Annotated in this window: 24 protein-coding genes, 1 pseudogene and 1 other annotated feature; of the genes and pseudogenes, 22 read left to right on the forward strand and 3 right to left on the reverse strand. The window is 48.5% G+C overall.

What is annotated here, in order from left to right:
* Window positions 1–59 precede the first annotated feature (59 nt).
* Together QMZ64_RS02950 and QMZ64_RS02955 are read left to right on the forward strand one after the other, a co-directional pair.
* Window positions 60–1841, forward strand: a complete 1782-nt coding sequence (locus tag QMZ64_RS02950) for a sensor histidine kinase (RefSeq protein WP_265625980.1) — start codon at window positions 60–62, stop codon at window positions 1839–1841.
* Window positions 1819–2541 carry a LytR/AlgR family response regulator transcription factor gene (locus QMZ64_RS02955; protein ID WP_243942716.1) on the forward strand — a complete coding sequence of 241 codons (723 nt, stop codon included), beginning with the start codon at window positions 1819–1821 and terminating at the stop codon, window positions 2539–2541. The genes QMZ64_RS02950 and QMZ64_RS02955 overlap by 23 nt, the downstream gene beginning before the upstream one ends.
* Window positions 2542–2589: 48 nt before the next feature.
* Here QMZ64_RS02955 and QMZ64_RS02960 read toward each other — a convergent pair whose 3' ends face one another.
* Window positions 2590–4140, reverse strand: coding sequence for an alkaline phosphatase D family protein (locus QMZ64_RS02960; RefSeq protein ID WP_265625982.1), 1551 nt, complete (start codon window positions 4138–4140; stop codon window positions 2590–2592).
* A gap of 238 nt (window positions 4141–4378) precedes the next feature.
* On the opposite strand from QMZ64_RS02960, the gene lrgA reads away from it, so the two are divergent.
* From lrgA to QMZ64_RS02990, 6 genes are all read left to right on the forward strand, one after another.
* Complete coding sequence (gene lrgA / locus QMZ64_RS02965; RefSeq protein WP_265625983.1) at window positions 4379–4792, forward strand: antiholin-like murein hydrolase modulator LrgA; 414 nt, start codon at window positions 4379–4381, stop codon at window positions 4790–4792.
* 26 nt (window positions 4793–4818) lie between these two features.
* Window positions 4819–5502 (forward strand): antiholin-like protein LrgB, encoded by a 684-nt coding sequence (lrgB, locus tag QMZ64_RS02970; RefSeq protein WP_075751978.1) that lies wholly within the window; start codon window positions 4819–4821, stop codon window positions 5500–5502.
* 135 nt (window positions 5503–5637) lie between these two features.
* Window positions 5638–5770, forward strand: a sequence feature (ribosomal protein L20 leader region).
* A gap of 67 nt (window positions 5771–5837) precedes the next feature.
* Window positions 5838–6356, forward strand: a complete 519-nt coding sequence (gene infC / locus QMZ64_RS02975) for a translation initiation factor IF-3 (protein WP_116523372.1) — start codon at window positions 5838–5840, stop codon at window positions 6354–6356.
* Window positions 6357–6373: 17 nt separating this feature from the next.
* Window positions 6374–6574, forward strand: coding sequence for a 50S ribosomal protein L35 (gene rpmI / locus QMZ64_RS02980; protein WP_003184267.1), 201 nt, complete (start codon window positions 6374–6376; stop codon window positions 6572–6574).
* 32 nt (window positions 6575–6606) lie between these two features.
* The gene (gene rplT, locus QMZ64_RS02985; RefSeq protein WP_003184266.1) at window positions 6607–6966 is read left to right on the forward strand and encodes a 50S ribosomal protein L20; all 360 of its coding nucleotides are present in this window, start codon (window positions 6607–6609) and stop codon (window positions 6964–6966) included.
* Window positions 6967–7094: 128 nt separating this feature from the next.
* Window positions 7095–7358, forward strand: a complete 264-nt coding sequence (locus QMZ64_RS02990) for a DUF1294 domain-containing protein (RefSeq protein WP_265625986.1) — start codon at window positions 7095–7097, stop codon at window positions 7356–7358.
* 15 nt (window positions 7359–7373) lie between these two features.
* On the opposite strand, the gene QMZ64_RS02995 is transcribed toward QMZ64_RS02990, so the two are convergent.
* Window positions 7374–7775, reverse strand: a complete 402-nt coding sequence (locus tag QMZ64_RS02995; RefSeq protein WP_265625988.1) for a sigma-w pathway protein ysdB — start codon at window positions 7773–7775, stop codon at window positions 7374–7376.
* 172 nt (window positions 7776–7947) lie between these two features.
* Here QMZ64_RS02995 and QMZ64_RS03000 point away from each other — a divergent pair, with 172 nt between their 5' ends.
* From QMZ64_RS03000 to cstA, 12 genes and pseudogenes are all read left to right on the forward strand, one after another.
* On the forward strand, window positions 7948–9033 hold the full coding sequence (locus QMZ64_RS03000) for a M42 family metallopeptidase (RefSeq protein ID WP_265625989.1): 1086 nt from the start codon (window positions 7948–7950) through the stop codon (window positions 9031–9033).
* A 149-nt stretch (window positions 9034–9182) separates the two neighbouring features.
* Window positions 9183–10145 (forward strand): arabinan endo-1,5-alpha-L-arabinosidase AbnA, encoded by a 963-nt coding sequence (abnA, locus tag QMZ64_RS03005; RefSeq protein ID WP_409365381.1) that lies wholly within the window; start codon window positions 9183–9185, stop codon window positions 10143–10145.
* Between the two features lie 259 nt (window positions 10146–10404).
* The gene (araA, locus tag QMZ64_RS03010; RefSeq protein WP_265625991.1) at window positions 10405–11886 is read left to right on the forward strand and encodes an L-arabinose isomerase; all 1482 of its coding nucleotides are present in this window, start codon (window positions 10405–10407) and stop codon (window positions 11884–11886) included.
* Between the two features lie 14 nt (window positions 11887–11900).
* On the forward strand, window positions 11901–13592 hold the full coding sequence (gene araB / locus QMZ64_RS03015; RefSeq protein ID WP_265627912.1) for a ribulokinase: 1692 nt from the start codon (window positions 11901–11903) through the stop codon (window positions 13590–13592).
* 15 nt (window positions 13593–13607) lie between these two features.
* Entirely contained in the window at window positions 13608–14294 is a 687-nt protein-coding gene (gene araD, locus QMZ64_RS03020; RefSeq protein ID WP_265625992.1) for an L-ribulose-5-phosphate 4-epimerase, read from the forward strand.
* Between the two features lie 16 nt (window positions 14295–14310).
* On the forward strand, window positions 14311–15516 hold the full coding sequence (locus QMZ64_RS03025; RefSeq protein WP_265625993.1) for a sn-glycerol-1-phosphate dehydrogenase: 1206 nt from the start codon (window positions 14311–14313) through the stop codon (window positions 15514–15516).
* A gap of 23 nt (window positions 15517–15539) precedes the next feature.
* Window positions 15540–16817 (forward strand): arabinooligosaccharides ABC transporter substrate-binding protein AraN, encoded by a 1278-nt coding sequence (gene araN / locus QMZ64_RS03030; RefSeq protein WP_265627913.1) that lies wholly within the window; start codon window positions 15540–15542, stop codon window positions 16815–16817.
* A gap of 30 nt (window positions 16818–16847) precedes the next feature.
* A complete protein-coding gene (gene araP, locus QMZ64_RS03035; protein ID WP_011198183.1) occupies window positions 16848–17792 on the forward strand; it encodes an arabinooligosaccharides ABC transporter permease AraP in 945 nt (314 codons plus the stop codon).
* Window positions 17792–18634 (forward strand): carbohydrate ABC transporter permease, encoded by an 843-nt coding sequence (locus QMZ64_RS03040; protein ID WP_243942732.1) that lies wholly within the window; start codon window positions 17792–17794, stop codon window positions 18632–18634. Before araP ends, QMZ64_RS03040 begins: the two co-directional genes overlap by 1 nt.
* A 35-nt stretch (window positions 18635–18669) precedes the next feature.
* Window positions 18670–20178, forward strand: a complete 1509-nt coding sequence (gene arfA / locus QMZ64_RS03045) for an arabinosylfuranosidase ArfA (RefSeq protein WP_265625997.1) — start codon at window positions 18670–18672, stop codon at window positions 20176–20178.
* Window positions 20179–20272: 94 nt separating this feature from the next.
* Complete coding sequence (locus tag QMZ64_RS03050; RefSeq protein ID WP_301441126.1) at window positions 20273–20641, forward strand: hypothetical protein; 369 nt, start codon at window positions 20273–20275, stop codon at window positions 20639–20641.
* Window positions 20642–20742: 101 nt separating this feature from the next.
* Window positions 20743–22538, forward strand: a pseudogene (gene cstA, locus QMZ64_RS03055) (carbon starvation protein CstA).
* Between the two features lie 34 nt (window positions 22539–22572).
* On the opposite strand, the gene sspI reads toward cstA, so the two are convergent.
* On the reverse strand, window positions 22573–22785 hold the full coding sequence (sspI, locus tag QMZ64_RS03060; protein ID WP_243942737.1) for a small acid-soluble spore protein SspI: 213 nt from the start codon (window positions 22783–22785) through the stop codon (window positions 22573–22575).
* Window positions 22786–22901: 116 nt separating this feature from the next.
* Here sspI and QMZ64_RS03065 point away from each other — a divergent pair, with 116 nt between their 5' ends.
* Together QMZ64_RS03065 and pheS are read left to right on the forward strand one after the other, a co-directional pair.
* Window positions 22902–23648, forward strand: a complete 747-nt coding sequence (locus QMZ64_RS03065; protein WP_265626000.1) for a TrmH family RNA methyltransferase — start codon at window positions 22902–22904, stop codon at window positions 23646–23648.
* A 363-nt stretch (window positions 23649–24011) separates the two neighbouring features.
* Window positions 24012–25046, forward strand: coding sequence for a phenylalanine--tRNA ligase subunit alpha (pheS, locus tag QMZ64_RS03070; protein ID WP_265626002.1), 1035 nt, complete (start codon window positions 24012–24014; stop codon window positions 25044–25046).
* Window positions 25047–25055 lie beyond the last annotated feature (9 nt).

Consider the following 25055-nt stretch of genomic DNA (forward strand, 5'->3'; position numbering starts at 1 on the left):
AGAGAGGTATGATAGAATAAGAGCAAATTCCGATTCAGAAAGAAAGCAAGGGGAAGTACATGATTCAACTCATGATCATGATGCTGGAGAGAGTGGGGATCATCGTCATCCTGGGCTTTATGTTGGCCCATATGAAGGTGTTCCGTCAGCACCTTCAGCATCCGGAAGGGTATAAGGGAAAAGGGGTTCTCATCTTCATTTTTTCCCTGTTCAGCATCATCAGCAACTATACGGGCATTGAAATCCGAGAACACAAGATTTTGAACAATGATTGGATTTTTGCGATCGATCCGTCAAGCTCGATTGCCAATACGAGAATTCTCGGTGTCGAAATCGGCGGCCTGATCGGAGGGCCGTTTGTCGGAGCGGGTGTCGGGCTATTGTCAGGCATTCACCGTTTTTCACTGGGAGGGACGACGGCTTTAAGCTGTGCGGTTTCTTCACTGCTGGCTGGCGTCATCGCGGGTTATATCGGCAGCTTTTTCAGGAAACGGCATCAGATGGTGACACCAAGGGTAGCCGCTCTGGCGGGGATTTGTATGGAGGGTCTGCAGATGCTGATGATTCTCGTGCTTGCAAAACCGCAGGCTGAGGCTCTTGCGCTCGTTCAGATGATTGGCATTCCGATGATGATTGTCAACGGGACGGGCAGCTTTATTTTTCTATCGATCATTCAGTCTATTATCCGCAAAGAGGAACAGGCGCGGGCCGTTCAGACCCATAAGGTGTTTTCGATAGCGGATCAGACGCTTCCTTTTTTCCGTCGGGGACTGAATGAGGATTCCTGCAAAAGCGCCGCTCTCATTATTCACCGGATGACGGGGACCGATGCCGTATCGATTACGGACAGAGAGAACATTCTCGCTCATGTCGGAGATGGAGCCGATCATCATATTCCTTCAAAAAATCTGATCACCGGTTTATCGAAAAAAGTCATTCAAACCGGAAAGGTCATGAAAGTGAAGTCGCGCGATGAAATCGAGTGTGCGCACCGCTCCTGTCCGCTGCAGGCGGCGATCGTACTGCCGCTCTTCTCCAACCGCGAAACGATTGGCACGCTGAAGCTGTACTTTAAGCACCCGTCCGGTCTTAACCGCGTGACGGAAGAGCTCGCCGAAGGGCTTGCCATGCTTTTTTCCACTCAGCTAGAACTCGGTGAAGCAGAGCTGCAAAGCAAGCTTTTGAAAGATGCCGAAATCAAGGCGCTTCAAGCGCAAGTCAATCCGCACTTTTTATTTAATGCCATCCATACGATTTCTGCTCTGTGCAGGACAGATCCGGAAAAAACGCGGAAACTCCTCCTGCAGCTGAGCGTTTATTTTCGTTCAAATCTGCAGGGAGCCAGGCAGCTGATGATTCCGCTCTCAAAAGAGCTGAATCACCTGGAAGCCTATTTATCATTGGAGCAGGCCCGGTTCCCTGGCAAGTATCATATTGATTTTCATATCGAGGACGGTCTTGAAAGCATGGAAATTCCTCCATTTATATTGCAGCTGCTCGTTGAAAACGCGCTCCGCCATGCGTTCCCGAGAAAACAAAAGGTGTGCACGGTAAAAGTATGCGCTGTGAGAGAGCAGGACGGCGTTTTGATGAAGGTGTCAGACAACGGCAGGGGAATTGATTCGGAGCTGCTTGGACAGCTGGGACAGGCGCCCGCACCTTCAAAGGAAGGGAATGGGACGGCGCTTTACAATGTGAATCAGCGGCTCACTGGTTTGTTCGGGCACCAGGCTGCCCTGCAGCTTGCCAGCGAACATGATCAAGGAACAGAGATATCCTTTAAGATTCCTTTTCAAACCGAAAGAGAGGGGAACAGAGATGCTCAAAGTATTAATCGTTGATGATGAAATGTTTGCGCGAGACGAGCTGAGATATTTATTAGAGCAGACCGAAGAAGTGGATGCGGTCGATGAGGCTGAACATATCGAAGAAGCGTTTGACAAAATGGCGGATCACAAACCCGATATTCTTTTCTTGGACATCGATTTGTCTGGGGAGAACGGTTTTGACATTGCGAAGCGGCTGAAAAAAATGTCGGCGCCTCCGGCTGTCGTTTTTGCGACCGCTTATGATGAATATGCGCTGAAAGCATTTGAAGTAGATGCGGTCGATTATTTGACAAAGCCGTTTGATGAGGAGCGAATCAGACAGACGATCCAAAAATATAAAAGGATGCGCCCCGGCCATCAGGAGGAGCAGCGGCTTGCGGGCCGCCACAGGCTGGCTCTCAGCATTGACGAAGCGATCGTCATTCTCGATCCGGACGAAATCGTATACGCCGGGTTAGAAGACGGACACGTCACAGTGAAAACCTTTGATCAGGCATATACGGTTCACGATACATTAGTCGTTCTCGAACAAAAGCTTTCACAGACGGCGTTGATCAGGGTGCATAGAAGCTTTCTCGCAAATATGGATCATATTAAAGAAGTCAAACCTTGGTTCAATTCGACATACAACCTCCTGATGAAAGACGGCTCCACGATTCCTGTCAGCCGCACATACGCGAAAGAGCTGAAAAAACGGCTGCATATGGTGTGAAATGATAAGCGGCGGTGAAAGACTGAATTCGTCATTCACCGCCGTTTTTTAGCGCTGGAGCCCGGGCCGTCCCGCTTCAACGGCGAACGTGGCATAAGTTGAGACTGGGGCGCCGGGTCGTGTGATATAAGGAAGAACCTGAAAGTCGGCTTCGAGCTGCCGGGGCGTCAAGCGGCAGCGAACATAGCCGCGCTGCGCATTGTACAGTTTGACATGCGGGTTTCCGAGCCAGATCGGCGCCAATGAATCGGTCTCGCTGCCGTCAGCGTCTGAAGAGATCGAAGTTGTGATCAGCTCGGTTCCAATTGTCGCTGAACCCGCATCGTCGAAGTTCTCCTTTAAGTCGGCGGCGGCATGTCTGTGAATATCTCCTGTCAGCACAACGGGGTTTTGGATACCGTATGCCTTGTATGCGGAAAAAAGCCTGTCGCGGCAAGCGGGAAAACCATCCCACTGGTCTGTGCTGTACTCAACTCCAGGGCCTGTATCGCGGTCGATTTGAGCCAGCACGACTTGCTGGACTAAAAAGTTCCATACCGTGTCAGACCGGCTCAAGCCGTTAAAAAGCCAGCGCTCCTGGTCAAATCCGAGTATGGAACGTGACGGCTCAAGCCGTTCGGCCTCATTTGCCGGGAAATTATTGCGGTACTGCCGGGTGTCCAGAACATTGAATTCAGCCAGGTTTCCATAGCGGAACCGCCTGTACATCAGCATGTCAGGCCCATTTGGAATCGATGTGCTGCGAATCGGGATATTTTCATAGAAAGCTTGGTACGCCGCTGCGCGCTGCCGGAGAAAATCGTCCGGAGACGTGTTGTATTGCGAATGGATGCCGGCATAATTGTTTTCGACCTCATGGTCATCCATCGTCACAACCCAGGGAGCCAGCGCATGAATGGCCTGGAGGTCCGGATCTGTCTTAAAAAGAGAATATCTGAGTCTGTATTGGCTGAGCGTGACGGTTTTTGCGTTATGGGCAGCGGATAAAGTCACATCGCGGAAAAGATTTTTAGCATTAATGGCATATTCGTAAATATAGTCTCCGAGGAAAAAAACAACGTCCGGATGGTCTTCGGCCATATGCCGGTAAGCTGTAAAATATCCGTGGTACCAAGCTTGGCACGAGGCGAGAGCGAACGACATTCCCTTGATGTCGGCGTGCGGGGCAGGCGCTGTTTTTGTACGGCCTGTCCGGCTGATTTCCCGCCCCGCTTTAAACCGGTACCAATAATAGCTTCCCGGCTTTAAGCCGTGCACTTCAACATGAACGGAGTGGGCGAGCTCAGCAAGCGCAGAGGCCGTCCCGCGCTTCACCACTTTGCGAAAATGTTCATCTTCAGCTACTTCCCACTGAACAGGGACGGCTCTGCCGGGCATTCCCCCTAAACCGTCTTCGGCAAGCGGATCTGGGGCAAGCCTCGTCCAAATGACAACTCCGTCGGGATGCGGGTCACCCGAAGCCACGCCAAGTTTGAATGGATAATCAGCAAATCGGGGCGCGCCGGCGCCGATCGAAGCGTCTTCAGGCATCAGGCCGCGTCTTGCTAAAGATGCGAATTCGCCAGCCGGAACAAAGCGGCCTCCTCTTGAATGGTCCATGGGTCAGGCCTCCTCATCAATCGTTTTCTCATTAACCACTATACGATCTGCTTTGCTTCATTAGCACATTCTGGAATTTAAATGTTTGTGAAGAATTTGCAAAGCCGGAAGAGCGACTTGCATTTCAGCATCCCATTTCTGCAGTTAAAGGGCTGTATCCGGCAAGTTATTTTGAAAACGCTTTTTTGGCCGGTCTTTTTTTTATAATGAACCCAACACAGCCAAAGAGGTGAACGAAATGAAGGATAAAAAAGAATATGGCTTTTTAACTCAGGCATTTATTTTTGCTGTTATGATGTTTGTTTCAAACGGAATCGCCGCGGTTCTGCCCATCCCGATTCCTCCGTCTGTCATCGGTTTGGTGCTGTTGTTTACATTGCTGTGTGCGAAGGTGCTGAAGCTGGAACAAGTCGAATCGCTCGGCACGGCGCTCACTTCGCTGATCGGCTTTTTATTCGTTCCGTCGGGTATATCAGTGATGAATTCGCTCGGCGTCATGGAGAAATACGGATTGCCGATCGTCCTTGTGATATTCCTGGCCACCGTCATTCTGCTTGCAGCGACAGGCTTGTTTTCACAGTTCGTTCTGTCTGTCGGCAAAAAGGATCGTCAGGACACCCGGGTTGAACCAGCTAAAAAAACAGCTTCTTGAATCAATAGGAGGAGGTTCTTTACGTTATGACACCTTATTTCGGTATCGTCGTTTCACTGGCCGCATTTGGCATCGGCACTTTTTTATTTAAAAAATCAAATGGTTTTTTCTTGTTCACGCCTCTGTTTGTCGCGATGATTCTTGGGATCGCGTTTTTAAAAATCGGCGGTTTTTCATATGAGGACTACAAGAGCGGCGGAGACATCATTAAGTTCTTTTTGGAGCCCGCCACGATTGCGTTTGCCATTCCTTTATACAAACAGGCGGAAAGCTTGAAAAAGTATTGGCTGCAAATCCTTGGCGCCATTATTGCGGGCTCTGTCTGCTCGGTTGCTGTCGTCTATCTGATCGCAAACGCGCTCCATCTTGACGGAGCCGTCATGAAAAGCATGCTGCCCCAGGCCGCCACGACGGCGATTGCGCTGCCTTTATCAAAAGGGATCGGCGGCATTCAAGATATCACGGCCTTCGCCGTCATCTTTAACGCAGTGATCGTCTATGCGCTCGGCGCGCTTTTTTTGAAAATCTTCAAAGTGCAGCATCCGATCGCCAAAGGGTTGGCACTCGGAACATCTGGACATGCCCTTGGCGTCGCCGTCGGAATTGAAATGGGGGAAGTCGAAGCGGCAATGGCGAGTATTGCAGTTGTCGTCGTCGGCGTCGTGACCGTGTTTGTCGTACCGTTATGTGTCCAAATGATCGGCGGATAGAGCCGGTGAAAGAAAAATAAAAAAATAGCATTGCTATTTGAAATGTGTCCTGATATAATAGCAAATGTTGTGATAAATTTTATATCTTGACTTGCAGGATTTGTTTATGTAAGATGGATAATGAATTGAATATATATCAACAAGCAGAAGCACCCGCTTCTCACCTGATTGACACATTCTTGTAGTTGGCAGGTTAAACGTACATTTCTTATTTTTCTATGCAATGTTCGCAGTGTGGGTGTTTCGATGCCCGCACTTTTTGTTTGCCTGTGGAATGCAAAGAAACGGTCAAAATGAGTTGTGAAATCAATTCAAAGATTCTATGGAGGTGGCTCATTATTAGCAAAGATCAATTGGTTAATGAGGGTATCCGTGCGCGTGAAGTTCGTTTGATCGGACAAAATGGCGATCAGCTTGGGATCAAATCCCGCCAGGAAGCACTGGAAATTGCGGGTCGCGCAAATCTTGACCTTGTGTTGGTTGCAGCGAATGCAAAACCGCCTGTATGCCGGATCATGGACTACGGAAAGTACAGATTCGAGCAGCAGAAGAAGGAAAAGGAAGCACGCAAAAATCAAAAAATCATTAACTTAAAAGAAGTTCGGCTGAGCCCTGGTATTGAAGAACACGATTTCAATACAAAGCTTCGCAACGCTATCAAGTTCCTGGAAAAAGGGGACAAAGTGAAAGCGTCTATCCGTTTTAAAGGCCGTGCGATCACGCATAAAGAAATCGGACAGCGCGTGCTGGACCGTTTCTCAGAAGCCTGCGCGGAAGTGGCGACTGTTGAAACGAAGCCGAAAATGGACGGCCGCAGCATGTTCTTGGTGCTTGCGCCTAAAACTGAAAAGTAATTAAGGAGGAAACATCCATGCCAAAAATGAAAACTCACCGCGGATCTGCGAAACGTTTTAAAAAGACAGGTTCCGGGAAACTGAAACGTTCTCATGCATATACAAGTCACTTGTTCGCAAATAAATCTCAAAAACAAAAGCGCAAGCTTCGCAAAAGCGCAGTCGTAAGCGCCGGCGATTTCAAACGCATCAAGCAGCAGCTTGCCAACATTAAGTAATTCGGAAAAGGTATAATTAGGAGGGAAATCTAATGCCAAGAGTAAAAGGCGGAACTGTTACACGCAAACGTCGTAAAAAGGTTCTCAAATTAGCAAAAGGTTATTTTGGTTCAAAACATACATTATATAAAGTAGCTAACCAGCAGGTTATGAAATCAGGAAACTACGCTTTCCGCGACCGTCGTCAGAAAAAGCGCGATTTCCGCAAACTTTGGATCACTCGTATCAATGCTGCAGCACGCATGAACGGTCTTTCTTACAGCCGTTTGATGCACGGTCTTAAGCTTTCAGGTATCGAAGTAAACCGCAAAATGCTTGCTGACCTTGCTGTAAACGATTTGAACGCATTCAATCAGCTTGCAGACGCTGCTAAAGCGCAATTGAATAAATAATTGAAAAAGGCCGGAACCCGGCCTTTTTCTTTTGTTGTTAGAAGCTTCTCGCACGGTGTGTGAAACGGTTCGGGAGGCCGGCCCGCCGCAAGAAGCCCAAAACCGCGAAACAAGGGGAAATGAACAATATGACTCTCATATGGATATATGCGATCCTTATAAACGGATACGGCTTTTTCTTAATGAAAGCAGACAAGCAAAAAGCGGTCACTGGGAAATGGAGGGTATCTGAGCGCCGCATCTGGCTCGTTGCGGCCGCTTTCGGATCGACAGGCGTCTGGTTCGGGATGATGCGGTTCAGACATAAGACAAAACACCTTTCCTTCAGGCTTGGCATTCCTTTTTTGCTGGTCGTGCAAGCCGTTTTGACCTATTGTTATATGATGAATTAAAAAAGCAGACGAGGCCTATTGCTCTTCTGCTTTTTTGTTTCTCCACTTTTGAATGTTCGAATCCCAGTCAATTTTGCAATCGGGATAGTGCGCTTTAATGTTTTCTTCCAATTCCGCGAAGTCTTCTTCCGTGAAAGAGCCGAGTTTTTCTTCAGGCGCTTCCGTCCATACAAAAATCGTATGGATGAACAGCGGATGGTCTTTTGAAGGAATGTGTTTTTCTCCTTCGAAAAGCACGCCTTTAAATGTCAGCTTGAGATTTTTGCGTGCATTTTTCTGTTCGTCCAAAAAATAAAAGTGTTCTTTGGCCTGTGCTGATTTCAGCCTTCTGTCCGGGCTCCCCAAAAATTGAACGGCCCTGTACACGACGTAAACCAAAAGCGCCAGCAAAGCCAGTCTCAATATGATGAAAATCATGTGAAAACAGAACCTCCCTTGAACGTAATTTTGAGTATATCCCAATATATACGAACCAGTTCCCGCAAGGTTTCACTTTTTAACCAAAAAAGCTGTACAGAATATTGGTCGTATTGAAAAGGGATGTTTCTGTATAATAGTAAATGAGGTTAATTAAGGAGGCTATATAGAGATGGCAAAGCTTGATGAAACATTGACGATGCTAAAGGAATTAACAGATGCAAAAGGAATTCCGGCAAATGAAAAAGAGCCCAGACAAGTCATGAAATCGTACATAGAACCGTTTGCCGACGAGGTTACGACAGACAGACTGGGAAGCTTAATCGCTAAAAAGACCGGACAGGCTGACGGACCGAAGATTATGATTGCCGGCCATCTTGATGAGGTCGGTTTTATGGTTACGCGGATCGATGACCGGGGTTATCTCCGCTTTCAGACGATTGGAGGCTGGTGGAGCCAGGTCATGCTGGCGCAGCGTGTGACAGTCGTGACGAAGAAAGGCGACATCACCGGTATCATCGGTTCAAAGCCTCCTCATGTACTGTCTCAGGAGGCAAGAAAAAAATCGGTCGATATTAAAGATATGTTTATCGATATCGGTGCGTCGAACAGAGAGGAAGCGATGGAGTGGGGCGTTCTTCCGGGAGACCAGGTCGTTCCTTACTTTGAATTTACGGTGATGAATAATGAAAAAATGCTGCTTGCCAAAGCATGGGACAACCGTATTGGCTGCGCGATCGCGATCGATGTGCTGAAAAATCTGAAAGGAGCGGATCACCCGAATGTCGTCTATGGCGTCGGAACCGTACAGGAAGAAGTCGGACTGAGAGGCGCGAAAACCGCCGCGCATACGATCAAGCCTGATATCGCTTTCGGTGTTGACGTGGGAATCGCGGGTGATACGCCGGGTATTACCGAAAAAGAGTCGACAAGCAAAATGGGAAAAGGCCCGCAAATCATCCTTTATGACGCTTCAATGGTGTCCCATAAAGGGCTTCGCGACTTTGTCACGAATGTTGCAGATGAAGCCGGCATTCCGTATCAATTTGACGCCCTCTCAGGCGGAGGAACAGATTCGGGATCGATCCACCTTACCGCGAACGGAGTGCCTGCCCTGTCGATCACGATCGCGACGAGGTATATCCATACGCACGCGGCCATGCTTCACCGGGATGACTATGAACATGCGGTAAAATTAATTACCGAAGTGATTAAACGATTGGATAAAGAGACGGTTCAAAAAATTACATTTGACTGATGAAAGAGTGGCTGACAGCTTATTTTACAAGCTGTCAGCTTTTTTTGTAATGCAAAAGACAGCGCTTACATATATAAACATTGTTCGGAAAATTGACAAAGAAAGGGAGGCATTGTTTTTTCATTTACAAGAACAGGAGTGTGATCTGAATGAAAAATGTGTTGCGGAGAATGTCTTTGACAGGATTGATGTTCGGACTGCTGCTGGCTTTTTTGATGCCTGAATCAGGCAAGGCTGCGTTTTGGGACACAAAGGGGGACAATTTCATCCATGATCCTTCCATCATTAAAGAGGGAAATACGTGGTATACATTTGGAACCGGGCTCGGTACAGGGCTGCGTGTCATTAAGTCAACCGACGGCAGAAACTGGAGTGCTGCCCCGAGTATTTTTCCAGCTCCATTGTCCTGGTGGAAGATGTACGTACCAAATCATGAACCGCATCAGTGGGCGCCGGATATCAGCTACTATAACGGCCGGTATTGGCTCTATTACTCGGTATCGTCTTTCGGTTCAAACACATCAGCGATAGGACTCGCATCGACAGACCGGATTTCATCCGGCCAATGGCGGGATGACGGGCTGGTCATCAGATCGACATCCGGTGATCAGTTTAATGCCATTGACCCTGATCTGGTCATTGACAAAGAAGGAAATCCATGGCTCTCATTCGGTTCCTTTTGGACCGGCATCAAGCTGACAAGGCTTGATAAAAACACGATGAAGCCGACGGGAAGCCTGTATTCGATCGCCTCAAGGCCGAATAACGGCGGAGCGGTTGAAGCGCCGAACATTACCTACAAAGACGGCTACTATTACTTATTTGTCTCGTTTGACAGCTGCTGTAAAGGGGTGAACAGCACATATAAAATAGCGTATGGCCGTTCAACGAGCATTACGGGACCCTATTATGATAAAAGCGGCAAAAATATGATGAACGGCGGAGGGACGATCCTCGATTCCGGCAATGACCGCTGGAAAGGGCCGGGACATCAGGATGTTCTGAACAACTCGATCCTTGTCAGACACGCTTATGACGCACTGGACAATGGCGTATCGAAGCTGCTCATCAACGACTTGTACTGGGATTCCCAAGGGTGGCCGACTTATTAACAGATGACGGGCGATTTTTCCGCCCGGTTTTTTTGTTCTGAAATCTGTCAATAAAATAAAAAACATTCTGGAAATTAAATTGACAGTTTTTTTCAAAATGATATAATGAAGTTGTTCGTACAAATATGTTTTTGGGTTTAGTTGTACGTACATATAGTCGCGATAAGTTTGAGAATGAGGGATATCCATGTTTTTTTGTAAGCGTTTTAATAGTTTGCTAATCTTTACACAGACACCATAAAGAAGAGGAGGAAGCTATTTGATTCAGACAAAGACGCATGTATTTTGGTTTGTGACAGGCAGCCAGCATTTATATGGAGAAGAGGCTGTACAAGAGGTGGAAGAGCATTCCAAAATGATCTGCAACGGATTGAATGACGGGCATTTAAGGTTTCAAATCAAGTACAAAGCGGTGGCCACTTCGCTGGACGGCGTCAGAAAACTGTTTGAAGAGGCGAACCGGGACGAGGAGTGCGCGGGCATCATCACCTGGATGCATACGTTTTCACCAGCGAAAATGTGGATTCCGGGCCTGTCAGAGCTGAATAAGCCGCTGCTCCATTTTCATACCCAGTTTAACCGGGACATTCCGTGGGACAGAATCGACATGGATTTCATGAATATTAATCAGTCCGCACACGGCGACCGCGAATACGGCTTTATCGGAGCGAGATTGGGCATTCCGCGAAAAGTCATCGCCGGGTATTGGGAAGACAGAGACGTCAAACACTCGATCGACAAATGGATGAGCGCAGCGGTCGCATATATTGAAAGCCGTCATATCAAAGTCGCCCGATTTGGGGACAACATGCGCAATGTGGCGGTGACGGAAGGAGATAAGATTGAAGCGCAGATTCAGCTTGGCTGGTCTGTCGATGGATATGGAATCGGCGACCTCGTCACAGAAATCAATGCTGTATCAGAACAAAGTCTGAACGAGCTCATCTCCGAATATGAGGAACTTTATGAGTGGCCGGAAGGCGAAGAGGCAAGGGAATCAGTCAAGGAGCAGGCGCGGATCGAGCTTGGATTAAAGCGCTTTCTTTCGAGCGGGGGCTATACGGCCTTTACGACAACCTTTGAAGACCTCCACGGTATGAAGCAGCTTCCAGGTTTGGCCGTTCAGCGGCTGATGGCCGAAGGCTACGGTTTCGGAGGAGAAGGAGATTGGAAAACGGCTGCACTCGTCAGGATGATGAAAGTGATGGCCGGCGGAAAAGAAACGTCATTTATGGAGGATTACACGTACCATTTTGAACCGGGCAATGAAATGATTCTCGGCTCCCACATGCTTGAAGTGTGCCCGTCGATTGCCGAACACAAACCGAGAATTGAAGTCCATCCGCTGTCAATGGGTGCAAAGGATGATCCGGCGCGGCTCGTGTTCGACGGAATTGCAGGCCCTGCGGTCAATATCTCCCTCATCGATTTGGGCGGACGTTTCAGGCTTGTCATCAATGAAGTGGAAGCTGAGAAGGTTCCGCATGATATGCCGAATCTTCCGGTGGCGCGCGTACTTTGGAAGCCGCAGCCGTCTCTGAGAACATCGGCCGAAGCGTGGATTTTGGCTGGCGGTGCGCACCATACATGCCTTTCGTATCAGCTGACAGCTGAGCAGATGCTCGATTGGGCCGAAATGTCGGGCATTGAAGCGGTGTTGATCAATCGCGATACGACAATTTTAAATCTTCGCAATGAACTTAAATGGAGTGAAGCTGCATATCGGCTTCGCAAGTTTTAAGGGGGTGAAGGCTTATCCCTTACACAATCGGAGTTGACTTTGGAACATTGTCAGGACGCGCTGTTCTCGTCGATGTCCGGACAGGTGAGGAAATCGCGACAGCTGTCAAAGAGTACACACACGGGGTGATAGACCGGGAGCTTCCCGTCTCAAAGCAAAAACTTCCGAGGGACTGGGCGCTCCAGCATCCGGCTGATTACATTGAAGTGCTGGAGGAAACGATTCCGAGCCTTTTAAAGCAGTCGAAAGCCGATCCGAAAGAAATCATCGGCATCGGAATCGATTTCACGGCTTGCACGATTTTGCCCGTTGACGAGAACGGCACTCCTCTTTGCATGAGGGAAGAGTATGCGTCAGAACCGCACAGCTATGTGAAGCTTTGGAAGCACCATGCTGCACAGGAGCAGGCGAATCGCTTGAATCAAATCGCGGAAGAAAGAAATGAACCTTTTCTTCAAACATACGGCGGGAAAATTTCTTCCGAGTGGCTCGTTCCAAAAGTGATGCAAATCGCGGAAGAAGCGCCTGATATTTATGATGCCGCAGCCGAGATGATGGAAGCGGCCGACTGGATCGTCTATATGCTGTGCGGAATCAGAAAGCGCAACAATTGCACAGCGGGGTATAAAGCGATTTGGAACAATAAGAGCGGCTATCCTTCCGACGATTTCTTCGCAAGCCTGCATCCGAAGCTGAAAAATATCGTTCGCGAAAAATTAACGGAGGATATTTATTCTGTAGGCGAAAAAGCGGGCGGACTGACTGAAGAAATGGCCGGGAAAACAGGGCTTCTGGCAGGTACCGCGGTCGCTGTCGCAAATGTTGATGCGCATGTGTCAGTTCCTGCGGTCGGCATCACAGAGCCGGGCAAGATGCTGATGATCATGGGAACGTCTACCTGCCATATGCTGCTCGGTGAAGATGTCAGAATGGTGCCGGGAATGTGCGGCGTTGTTGAAAACGGGATTCTCCCGGGCTATGTCGGCTATGAAGCAGGCCAATCGTGCGTCGGCGACCATTTTCATTGGCTGATTCAACACTTTGTTCCAGAAGCGTATATGAAAGAAGCTGAAGCCGAAGGGATTTCCATTTTCGAACTGCTTTCTCAAAAGGCTGACCGTCTCCAAATCGGTGAAAGCGGTTTGCTTGCATTGGATTGGTGGAACGGAAACCGTTCAACACTCGTTGATGCCGATCTGACGGGCATGCTGCTCGGTATGACGCTTGCCACTAAGCCTGAAGAGATATACCGCGCATTGGTTGAAGCGACTGCCTACGGGACGAGGATCATTATTGAAACGTTCAGACAAAGCGGCGTGCCGATCGAGGAGCTGTATGCCGCAGGAGGAATCGCCGAAAAAAATCCGTTTATCATGCAGATTTACGCGGATGTCACCAACATGGAAATCAAAATTTCCGGATCTCCGCAGGCGCCGGCTTTAGGTTCCGCGATATTCGGAGCGCTCGCGGCCGGAAGCATGAACGGCGGTTACGACCATATCGAAGAAGCAGTCGCACATATGGGCAAGGTCAAGGATCAAACCTACAAACCAATTCCTGAAAACGTTGCCTTATACGATCAGCTTTATGCGGAATACAAGGAGCTTTACACATACTTCGGAAAGCAAAACAATGTGATGAAACGCCTTAAAAAATTGAAAAACATCCAGTCCCTTAATTCCGACACCGGTAAAGCGATGGCTTAGAGGGAGGAGAAAACTGTGCTGGAATCTTTGAAAGAACAAGTATTAAAAGCGAATTTGCAGCTTGAAGAATACCGGCTTGTCACCTTTACATGGGGAAATGTCAGCGGTATAGACCGGGAGAATGAGCTGGTCGTCATCAAACCGAGCGGTGTCAAATACAGCGATTTGATAGCTGAAGATTTAGTGGTTGTGAATATGGACGGCGAGATTGTAGAAGGGGATCTGAAGCCGTCTTCCGATACGCCGACACACCTCTATCTTTACCGGCAGTTTCAATCGATCGGCGGGATCGTCCATACGCATTCTCCGTGGGCGACAAGCTGGGCGCAGTCAGGGAAGGATATTCCGTCATTCGGAACGACTCATGCTGACTACTACCACGGTGACATTCCGTGCACAAGAGAAATGGAACCCGAGGAGATCAGAGGTCAATACGAGTTGAATACAGGAAAAGTGATTGCCGAGACGTTCCGGCATCTTGACCCCCTGGCGATGCCCGGCGTTCTCGTGAACAATCACGGGCCGTTTTGCTGGGGGAAAGACGCCTTGACTGCCGTACACAATGCTGTCGTCTTGGAAGAAGTCGCGAAGATGGCGTACCGCTCCCTGATGCTGAATCCGTCTCTTGAGCCGATTAAGAGCGCTTTGCAGGATAAGCACTATTTTCGCAAGCACGGGGAAGACGCGTATTACGGTCAATAGAGGAGGGAAGCTGTCAATGAAAGATTTGATCTCTTATGTGAAAGACACTTTGGGTGCATGCGAGTGCGGAGCCGTTCATCATCCGCTTACAGTCGAAAAAATCGCGATCGGCGGCAATGCTGTTGAGCAAGAATTGCCCGCTTTTGTGAAATCGGCTTCCTATAAAAAAGCCGCTGTCATTTATGATGAAACGACCGGACGGATAGCCGGCAAGCGGATTGCGGCTCTTCTTGAAGAAACGGCTGAAACGGTTCAGGTTCTGCTGGAAGCTAATGAAGCGGGCGATGTGACGGCGGATGAACAAACGTTGGTGAGTGCGTTGATCGGTGTACCGATTGATGCGGATGTACTGATTGCGGCCGGAGCGGGCACGATTCACGACATCGTCAGGTTTTGCGCCTATCAGCGCGGCATCCCGTTTATTTCAGTTCCTACGGCTCCGTCGGTTGACGGTTTTACTTCAGCCGGCGCACCGCTGATTTTAAAAGGAAAGAAACAGACGGTTCAAACGACAGCGCCGATCGCGCTTTTTGCCGATTTGGAGCTCTTGTGTCAAGCGCCGCAGAACATGATAGCCGCAGGTTTTGGCGATATGCTCGGCAAGGAGACGTCGCTTGCGGATTGGGAAATTTCCCGCTTGTTTGCCGGCGAGCCGTATTGTCCGGCCGCCAGCCGGCTCACGAGGGAAGCGCTTGATCAATGTCTTGACCGAAAAGATGACATCGCCGCCAAGACGTGCGATGGGATTAAGAAATTGATGGAATCGCTGATCCTTTCTGGCCTCGTCATGCTGGTTCTCGACCATTCAAGGCCGGCTTCCGGCGGCGAGCACCATCTTTCCCACTACCTTGAAATGAAAGCGTTGGAGAACAATAAACGGCAAGTGCTCCACGGTGCTAAAGTCGGCTGCAGCGCGATCATGCTGACTGACATTTACCGATCTCTTATCGGTGCAAGCCTGGGTGATCAACACGCAGAACACGCGATTCGCTCCGTTTATGAAAAGCTCCCTGACGGTAAGAAAATGGCAGAGTGGATGAGGCGTATCGGCGGGCCTGTATCATTCAAAGAACTCGATGTTGAAGAAGAGCTGGTGAGAGAAGCGCTCGCATACGCCCATCAGCTCAGAGACCGGTATACGGGACTGAAAATCATCAATCAATACGGCCTTTTGCCAGGGCTATTAGGCGAAGGACCGGGCGTGAAAGGGGTTAAAATGTGAAAAGGTTCCTTTCATCTATCTTTATGGTCACGGTCGCTGCATGTCTGTTTTTATCGGGGTGCAAGGCGAGTCCTGCCTCCGATCAAACGGACAGCACCGAACTGATATTTTGGACATTCAACGGCCTTCATGAACAGTTTTACGCTGAGATGGTGAAAGAATGGAACAAAAAGTATCCCGAGCGAAAAATCAAATTAAATACAGTGGTGTATCCGTATGGACAGATGCATGACAATTTATCAATCTCGCTTTTAGCCGGGAAAGGGGTTCCAGATATTGCCGATGTGGAGCTGGGGCGCTATTCGAACTTTTTGAAGGGCTCTGACATTCCTCTTACAGATTTAACGCCGCTTGTGGAGGATGAACGAGACAAGTTTGTTGAAGCGAGGCTGACGCTCTACAGCAAGAACGGCAAGCTTTACGGACTTGACACACATGTCGGAACAACCGTGATGTATTACAACATGGAAATGATGAATAAAGCGGGCGTTGATCCGGACGACATCAAAACGTGGGAAGATTACAGGGAAGCGGGAAAAAAGGTCGTCAAAGCTCTCGGAAAGCCGATGACAACGATTGAAACGACCGACCCGAATTCATTTCTGCCGCTGGTTTCCCAGCAGGGATCCGGTTACTTTGATGAACAGGGGCGCTTGACATTAAACAATGAGACAAACGTGAAAACGCTCGAATTTTTAAAGACTTTAATTGAGAAAGACAAAATAGCCGTCACAACGCCCGGAGGCAATCATCACAGTGAAGAATACTACGGATTTATGAACCAAGGCGGCGCGGCGTCTGTCTTAATGCCGATCTGGTATATGGGCCGTTTTTTGGATTATATGCCTGACTTGAAAGGGGAAATCGCGATTAGACCGCTGCCGGCATGGGAAGAAGGGGGAGACCGCTCAGCGGGAATGGGCGGAACGGCCACCGTGATTCCAAAGCAGGCAAAAGAGGTCGATCTGGCCAAGGATTTCTTGAAATTTGCCAAAGCGTCAAAAGAAGGCAACATCAAGCTGTGGACCGTGCTCGGGTTCGATCCGCTCAGATGGGATGTGTGGGACTCGGACGAATTGAAAAAACCAAATCAATATACAGAATACTTTCAAAACGGACAACACATCTTTTCCGTGCTTCTTGACATAAAGGATGAGATCAATCCGCTTTACCTTACTGAGGATTATGCGAAGACTTCCGATCTCGTCAACAGAAACGTACTGTACGAAGCGCTCAAAACGAAGAGCAAAACACCGAAAGAAGCATTGGACAAAGCAGCAGATGAAGTGAAAGGGCAATAGTCTTTCATTACTGTAAAGCGAGGCGATAACTTGAAGACTGTTAAAACAGATACAGTGCATTCGTTTCCGCCGGTGAGCAGAAAAAGAAAGATCAGACGTTTATTATATTCAGCAAAAGCCGCACCCTACATTTTTACAGCACCTTTTGTACTCTCCTTTTGCATATTTTTTCTTTATCCGCTTATCAGCGTCGTCATCATGAGTTTTCAAAGCATTCTCCCCGGGGAAGTCCGCTTCATCGGGACAGAGAACTATAAAGCATTAAACAATCCTACATTTTATACCGCACTATTCAACACCGTAAAATACACCTTTTGGACATTGCTGATTTTAATACCTGTTCCTCTTATTCTGGCAGTCTTTTTAGATTCTAAACTCGTCAAATTTAAAAACGTGTTCAAATCGGCTTTATTCATCCCGGCTCTGACTTCAACCATTGTGGCGGGGATTATTTTCAGGCTGATTTTTGGAGAAATGGATACGTCGCTGGCGAATTCGATATTGGCTAAGCTCGGTGGTTCGCCGTACAACTGGCTGAACAACGAACATACCGGCATGTTTTTAATGGTGATGCTCGCATCCTGGAGATGGATGGGGATCAATGTCCTGTACTTTTTGGCGGGCTTGCAGAACGTTCCGAAAGAATTGTACGAAGCTGCCGAAATCGACGGGGCGGGCACGTTCAAGAAGTTTTACCATATTACGCTGCCGTTTTTAAAGCCCGTCAGCGTCTACGTGCTGACGATCAGCATCATCGGCGGCTTCCGAATGTTTGAAGAAAGCTATGTGCTGTGGCAGAACAACTCTCCGGGCAACATCGGCCTGACGATGGTCGGATACATTTATCAGCAGGGGCTTGCCTACAACAACATGGGCTACGGGTCGGCGCTCGGTATCGTGCTCTTGATCATCATTTTCATTTGCAGCCTCATTTCATTAAAGCTGTCTGGATCATTTAAAAAGGAGGGCTATTAATGCGTCCTGCCGGAGGCCTCAACATTGCGAAAGTGGCTCTGTTTCTGCTGTTTGCGATATTAAGCTTTTTGTTTGTGTTTCCGCTCTTCTGCCTTGTGCTCGGCTCGCTCAAACCATCTTCGGAATTGCTGCGCTTCGGCCTGAATTTAAAGCTGAACCCTGAAATCCTGAGCCTTGACAATTACACATACTTGTTTAACGGCGGAAGCATTTATTTTCAATGGTTTTCGAACAGCTTGATTCTCGTGGTGATATCCACCGTGCTGACGCTCTTGTTTTCTTCAATGGTCGGATACGGACTTGCCGTCTACGACTTTAAAGGGAAAAATCTCTTGTTTGTAGCCGTGCTTCTGATCATGATGGTGCCGATCGAAATTCTCATGCTGCCTTTATTTAAAATGACGGTTTCTCTTCATATTGTCGACACATACGCCGGTGTGATCCTGCCGTTTATCGTTTCGCCTGTCGCCGTGTTTTTCTTCAGACAGTATGCGCTCGGCCTGCCGAGAGATTTGCTTGATTCCGCGAGAATGGACGGCTGCACAGAGTTCGGCATTTACTTCAGGATCATGGCGCCCTTGATGAAGCCGGCATTTGGAGCGATGATCATTCTTCAATCCTTAAACAGCTGGAACAACTTCTTATGGCCGCTGATCGTTTTGCGATCGAAAGAAATGTTTACGCTCCCCATCGGACTGTCCGCTTTGCTCAGTCCGTACGGGAACAATTATGACATGTTGATTTCGGGTTCTGTGCTGGCGATTCTGCCGGTGATTCTCATCTTCCTGTTCTTCCAGAAGTACTTTATATCAGGTTTGACGGCGGGCGGAATCAAAGGCTGATCCACTATATATCATCTTGAAAGGAATGGTTTAACATGACTGCACACAAAGCGAAGATGACGATTGACAAGGAATATAAGGTGGCAGAGGTTGATAAGCGAATTTACGGCTCCTTTATCGAGCATCTCGGCAGAGCCGTTTACGAAGGCATTTATGAGCCTGATCATCCTGAAGCTGACGAATCGGGCTTTCGGAAAGACGTCATTAAATTGGTCAGTGAACTGAAGGTTCCGTTTATCAGGTATCCGGGCGGAAATTTTGTCTCAGGTTATAACTGGGAGGACGGGGTCGGTCCTGTCGAACATCGGCCGACAAGACTTGATTTGGCGTGGGCGACAACCGAGCCGAACTTAATCGGTACGAACGAATTTATGGATTGGGCAAAGCTTGTCGGGGCAGAGGTGAATATGGCCGTCAACCTCGGAACGAGAGGAATTGATGCCGCACGCAACCTAGTAGAATATTGCAACCATCCTTCAGGATCGTACTACAGCGACTTGAGAAAATCCCACGGATATAAGGAACCGCATAAAATTAAAACATGGTGCCTCGGCAATGAAATGGACGGTCCATGGCAAATCGGCCATAAAACTGCAGCCGAATACGGAAGACTTGCCGCTGAAGCTGCGAAGGTGATGAAATGGACGGACCCGTCGATCGAGCTCGTCGCCTGCGGAAGTTCGGGAAGCGGAATGCCGACATTCATCGACTGGGAAACGACCGTGCTTGACCATACGTACGAACACGTCGAGTACATCTCGCTTCACTCGTATTACGGCAACCGTGACAATGATCTTCCAAACTATTTGGCGAGATCGCTGGACATGGATCACTTTATCAAAACGGTCGTCTCAGTCTGCGACTATATGAAAGCGAAAAAGAAAAGCAAGAAAACGATTCACCTTTCATATGATGAGTGGAATGTCTGGTATCACTCGAATGAAAAAGACAAAGAAGCTGAACGCTGGGCGAAAGCGCCGCACCTTCTTGAAGACATCTACAACTTTGAAGATGCACTTCTCGTCGGCTGTATGCTGATTACGATGCTCAAGCATGCCGACCGCGTGAAAATCGCCTGTCTGGCTCAGCTTGTCAATGTCATCGCGCCGATTATGACAGACAAAGGGGGAGAAGCGTGGCGTCAGACTATTTTCTATCCGTTTATGCACGCTTCCGTCTACGGCAGAGGAACGGTATTGCAGACGGCGGTATCGTCTCCGAAGTATGATGCGAAAGACTTTACGGATGTGCCGTACTTGGAGTCCGTGTCTGTTTTCAATGAAGAAGCCGAGGAATTAACCGTTTTTGCCGTCAACCGCGCAACAGACGCCGGCCTTGAAATGGAGGCCGATATGAGAAGCTTTGAAGGGTACAGCGTCTCTGAGCACATCGTTCTGGAACACGAGGATCATAAAGCGACGAATGAAAAAGACCGCAACAACGTCGTTCCGCACAGCGGCGGAGACGCCAAAGTATGTGACGGCAGGCTGACGGCTCACCTTCCGAAGCTTTCCTGGAATGTGATCAGACTGAAAAAACGATGATGTAAAAAAACCGGCCGCTGTGCCGGTTTTTTTTAAGGGGTGAAAAGGTGTGCGCATTTATGCCGGAGAATACTATAAAACATGAGGGAGGGATATGATGAAGTCGTTTTTTTCGGCTGCATACTGCATTTTGATGTACGCATTTTTAGCAACCTTTGGCTTCTGTTTATCACGGCAGTCTTTGATCATTTTTAGAGGCGGGCGTCATCTTGATCGGCACCATTTTGTTTTTTTCGCTGTCTCACCATTTCTCAGCTTCGCTTGTCAAAACAAATGTCAATCGAATCGCGGGGATCGCCGCATTTTGTCTAGTCATGGCCGTTCATTTTTTTATCGTTCCATTATGCTGACAGAAAAAAGGCGGATATCCGATGATGCCCGCCAATTGTGCCTTAAAAAGGAAGCAGATGAAGCTTATGTCTATTTTATTCTTATTATTCCTATTAGTCAACTGGGTTTATAGTTGCCGGGAAATAGCTGATTGAAAATTTCTCATAATAAGATGATTGCGCTTACAAAAAAGATGAGATATGTTAAAAAAGAAACAAAGGGGGGAGGAATTGGATGAATGCAATAACAATTGTGATCGCTTCCATCTGTATTTTGGCGATCGCCTATCGTTTGTACGGAACATTTATGATGGTGAAAGTGTTGAAGGTTGATGATGACAAGCCGACTCCTGCCCATCTCGAGAAAGACGGCAAAGATTATGTGCCGACGAACAAATGGGTGTCTTTCGGCCACCACTTTGCCGCCATCGCAGCCGCTGGGCCGCTTGTCGGGCCGATCTTGGCGGCGCAGTTCGGCTATTTGCCGGGGCTGTTGTGGCTTTTGATCGGAGCGGTGATCGGGGGAGCCGTGCATGATATTGTCGTTTTATTTGCGTCCATGCGGAGGAAGGGAAAGTCGCTTTCAGAAGTGGCAAAAGAAGAGCTCGGGCCTGTTGCGGGATTTTGCACGGGGCTTGCGATGCTGTTTATTATTACAATCACGATGGCGGGGCTGTCAATGGTTGTGCTTCATGCGCTTGAACGCAATCCGTGGGGGACGTTCGCCGTTGCGATTACAATTCCGATCGCGATGGGGGTCGGTTTATTTTATAAAAAGACAGGTAATTTAAAATTAGCGTCAACCGGCGGATTTATTTTGTTGATGGCGGGTGTCTTCATCGGACCGTCCATCGCGGAGACTCCGCTTGGAGACGCCTTGACGCTCGATACGAAAACGCTTGCTGTCGCACTTCCTGTCTATGCATTTTTTGCAGCTGCGCTCCCTGTATGGCTGCTGCTTGCGCCGCGCGATTATTTGAGCAGCTTTATGAAAATCGGGGTGTTTATCGCTTTGATTGCCGGGGTTTTCGTCGTCAATCCGGCGATTCCGTTTCCGGCGTTTACCGAGTTCACGGGCGGAGGGGGGCCTGTATCGCCTGGTCCGGTCTGGCCGTTTATTTCAATTACGATCGCTTGCGGTGCGATTTCCGGTTTCCATGCGTTTGTCGGTTCAGGCACGACGCCGAAGATGCTTGATAAGTGGAGCGACATGAAATTCGTCGGCTTCGGGGCGATGCTCGTTGAGTGTCTTGTCGGCATCATGGCGCTGATCGCGGCAACGGCATTGCAGCCGGGCGATTATTTTGCCATCAACAGTTCACCTGAAGTCTTTCGGACGCTTGGCATGAATGTCGTCCACCTGCCTGAACTCAGCCGCGAAATCGGTCTCGATCTTGAAGGAAGAACAGGCGGAGCTGTTACCCTTGCCGTCGGCATGGCTTATATTTTTACGGATATTCCGTTTTTCAGCCATTTGGCCTCTTACTTTTTTCAATTTGTCATCATGTTTGAAGCCGTCTTTATTTTAACGGCGATTGATGCCGGAACAAGGGTGGCGCGTTATTTGATTCAAGACTTTTTCGGGGAAGTTACAAACCGCTGAAAAAAACGGACTGGCTTCCGGGTTCGGTCGCAGCGAGCGCCCTTGCCTGTTTCATGTGGGGGTATTTGCTGTATTCAGGCGACATCAGCTCGATTTGGGCGCTGTTTGGCGTATCCAACCAGCTGATGGCATCCGTCGGTTTAATTATCGGAGCGACGGTCATTTTAAAAATTGCGGACAAACGGCGTTATATGCTGACATGTCTCATTCCGCTCGCTTATTTGTATGTGACGGTCAACTATGCGGGATACTGGATGATCAAAAACGTTTATTTTAATGCGGAAGCTGCCGGTTTCAACGTTTTAAACGTCATTTTATCGATTATTATGCTGCTGCTCGGGCTGGTGATCATGGCGGCTGCCATTAAAAAATGGATGGAGATTTGGCGCGATCCGGCATTGCGGATGGAGCCTTCTATTCCAGGATGATAAATTAAAACCGGGGCCGTTGCAGGCCGCCGGTTTATTTCGTTTTTAATCCTTGTTCCAATGTCTCGAGCATTTCGGTTTTGTCCGATTCATTTGCATGCTGCCAGATGACCTCGAACAACACACCCAATCCCGGAAGCATTTTTTCTTCACCGCTTTGGATCGCATCGACGATCGTGTGCTCAAGCTCTTCTTGCGAGTTTCCTGATACATTGGCAATAACGGCATGGCGCAAATTCAAATCCATCTTTTTTCACTCCATTTCATCATCTGATTTTCTATATTCTGCCTCGCTTTCGGGTTTATTATGTATCATTGATGAGATATAATGTGACTATTGCGAGACAAAGGAGTCAAAACGATTTGAAACGAATTGAATCAGCCAAAAATCAAAAAGTGAAGGATTGGAAAAAACTTCATACGAAAAAAGAGCGGACAAAAACCAATACTTTCTTAATAGAAGGCGAGCATCTCGTTGAGGAAGCGCTGAAGACACCGGGTGTTGTGAAAGAAATCATGGTCGCAGACGAAGCGGATTTCCCGGCCGCGCTTGATGAGTCTGTTGCCCGCTATATTTTGAGCGCCGATGCTTTCTCGGCGATTGCCGAAACAGAGACACCCCAGGCTGTCGCCGCTGTATGCCAAATGACTGAAAGCGGACCTTTTCAATACGAAAAACTGCTGCTTGCGGATGCTGTGCAAGATCCGGGCAATTTAGGGACGATCATTCGGACGGCAGACGCGGCGGGGATCGATGCCGTTGTTATCGGACAAGGCACTGTCGACCCTTACAATGCCAAAACGCTCAGATCGGCTCAAGGCTCGCATTTTCACATTCCGATTTTAAAACGCGACCTGCCGGAGCTGATTGAAGAGCTAAAGGGAAAAAGCGTCCCGGTTTACGGCACAGCGCTGCAAAATGCCGTGCCATTTAGGGAAGCGGAGTCGTCGCAGTCATTTGCGCTTTTGATCGGAAACGAAGGATCGGGGGTCGATCCGGCCCTCCTCGCACAGACTGACCAAAATCTGTACGTTCCGATCTACGGAAAAGCGGAGTCGCTGAATGTAGCGGCCGCAGCCGCAGTCCTTCTTTATCATCTCCGCGGATAACCGGTTGCACAGGATCATGTAATTCACTATAATGAATGTAATATGTTTAAAAACAGTGACAGAGGCTCCGTTTTTTCACATGCCGCCATTTAGGGAGAAAATGCCTTAGACTGCAAGCATTTTTATGGCAGGCCGGAAAAACGCTTCACCTCTTGAGTTGTCACCGGGACCGCGTCTCTCGAGGGATGTGTAAAGGTGAACCGGATTCATTCCGTTATGCCAATGAAGTAAGCAGCAAAGCTTTTTTTGCTTTGTTTTAAAAAAGGGTGGTACCACGGCCACGATTCGTCCCTTTCATTATGAAAGGGGCTTTTTTTATTGCCTAAAATAACAGGTTGCTACATAAAAGGAGGAGTTTTTAAGATGCAGGAAGAGCTGAAACGGCTTGAGAAAGAAGCGGTTGGAAAAGTGGAAGCCGCTGGTTCATTAAAAGAAGTCAACGATGTCCGCGTTGCGTACCTGGGAAAAAAGGGACCGATCACGGAAGTGCTTCGGGGAATGGGAAAGCTGTCCGCTGAAGAAAGGCCGAAAATGGGCGCCTTGGCGAACGAAGTAAGAGAAAAAATCGCCGCGGCGATCGCCAAAAAAAATGCCCGCCTTGAGGAAGAAGAGGTGAAAAGGAAGCTGAAAGAACAGACGATTGACGTGACGCTTCCGGGAAGCCCTGTAAAAACAGGAGCGCGGCATCCGCTGACGATCGTTGTTGAAGAAATCGAAGACTTGTTTATCAGCATGGGATATTCGGTGGAAGAGGGACCTGAAGTGGAAACCGACTATTATAACTTCGAAGCGCTCAACCTTCCGAAAGAGCACCCGGCCCGGGATATGCAAGACAGCTTTTATATTACGGAAGATACGCTGATGAGAACACAGACATCTCCCGTTCAGACGCGCACGATGGAAAAGCATGAAGGCAAAGGCCCTGTCAAAATCATCTGCCCCGGCAAAGTGTACCGCCGCGACAACGATGATGCGACACATTCCCATCAGTTTATGCAGATTGAAGGGCTCTGCGTTGACCGCGATATCAGCATGAGCGACTTAAAAGGAACGCTTGAAACGGTCGCGAAAAAGATGTTCGGCGAAGAGCGCGAAATCAGACTGCGTCCAAGCTTCTTCCCGTTTACAGAGCCGTCTGTCGAAGTCGATGTTTCCTGCTTTAAATGCGGAGGCAAAGGCTGCTCCGTTTGCAAACAAACGGGCTGGATCGAAATTCTCGGCGCCGGAATGGTACACCCGAACGTGCTCGAAATGGCCGGATTCGATTCCAAACAATATCAGGGATTTGCATTTGGAATGGGTGTTGAACGGATCGCGATGCTGAAATACGGCATTGACGACATTCGTCATTTCTATACGAACGATGTCAGATTTTTATCTCAATTTAAACAGGCTTAAAGAGGAGGA

Source organism: Bacillus sp. LB7 (assembly GCF_030449715.1).
Taxonomy (GTDB): Bacteria; Bacillota; Bacilli; order Bacillales; family Bacillaceae; genus Bacillus; species Bacillus paralicheniformis.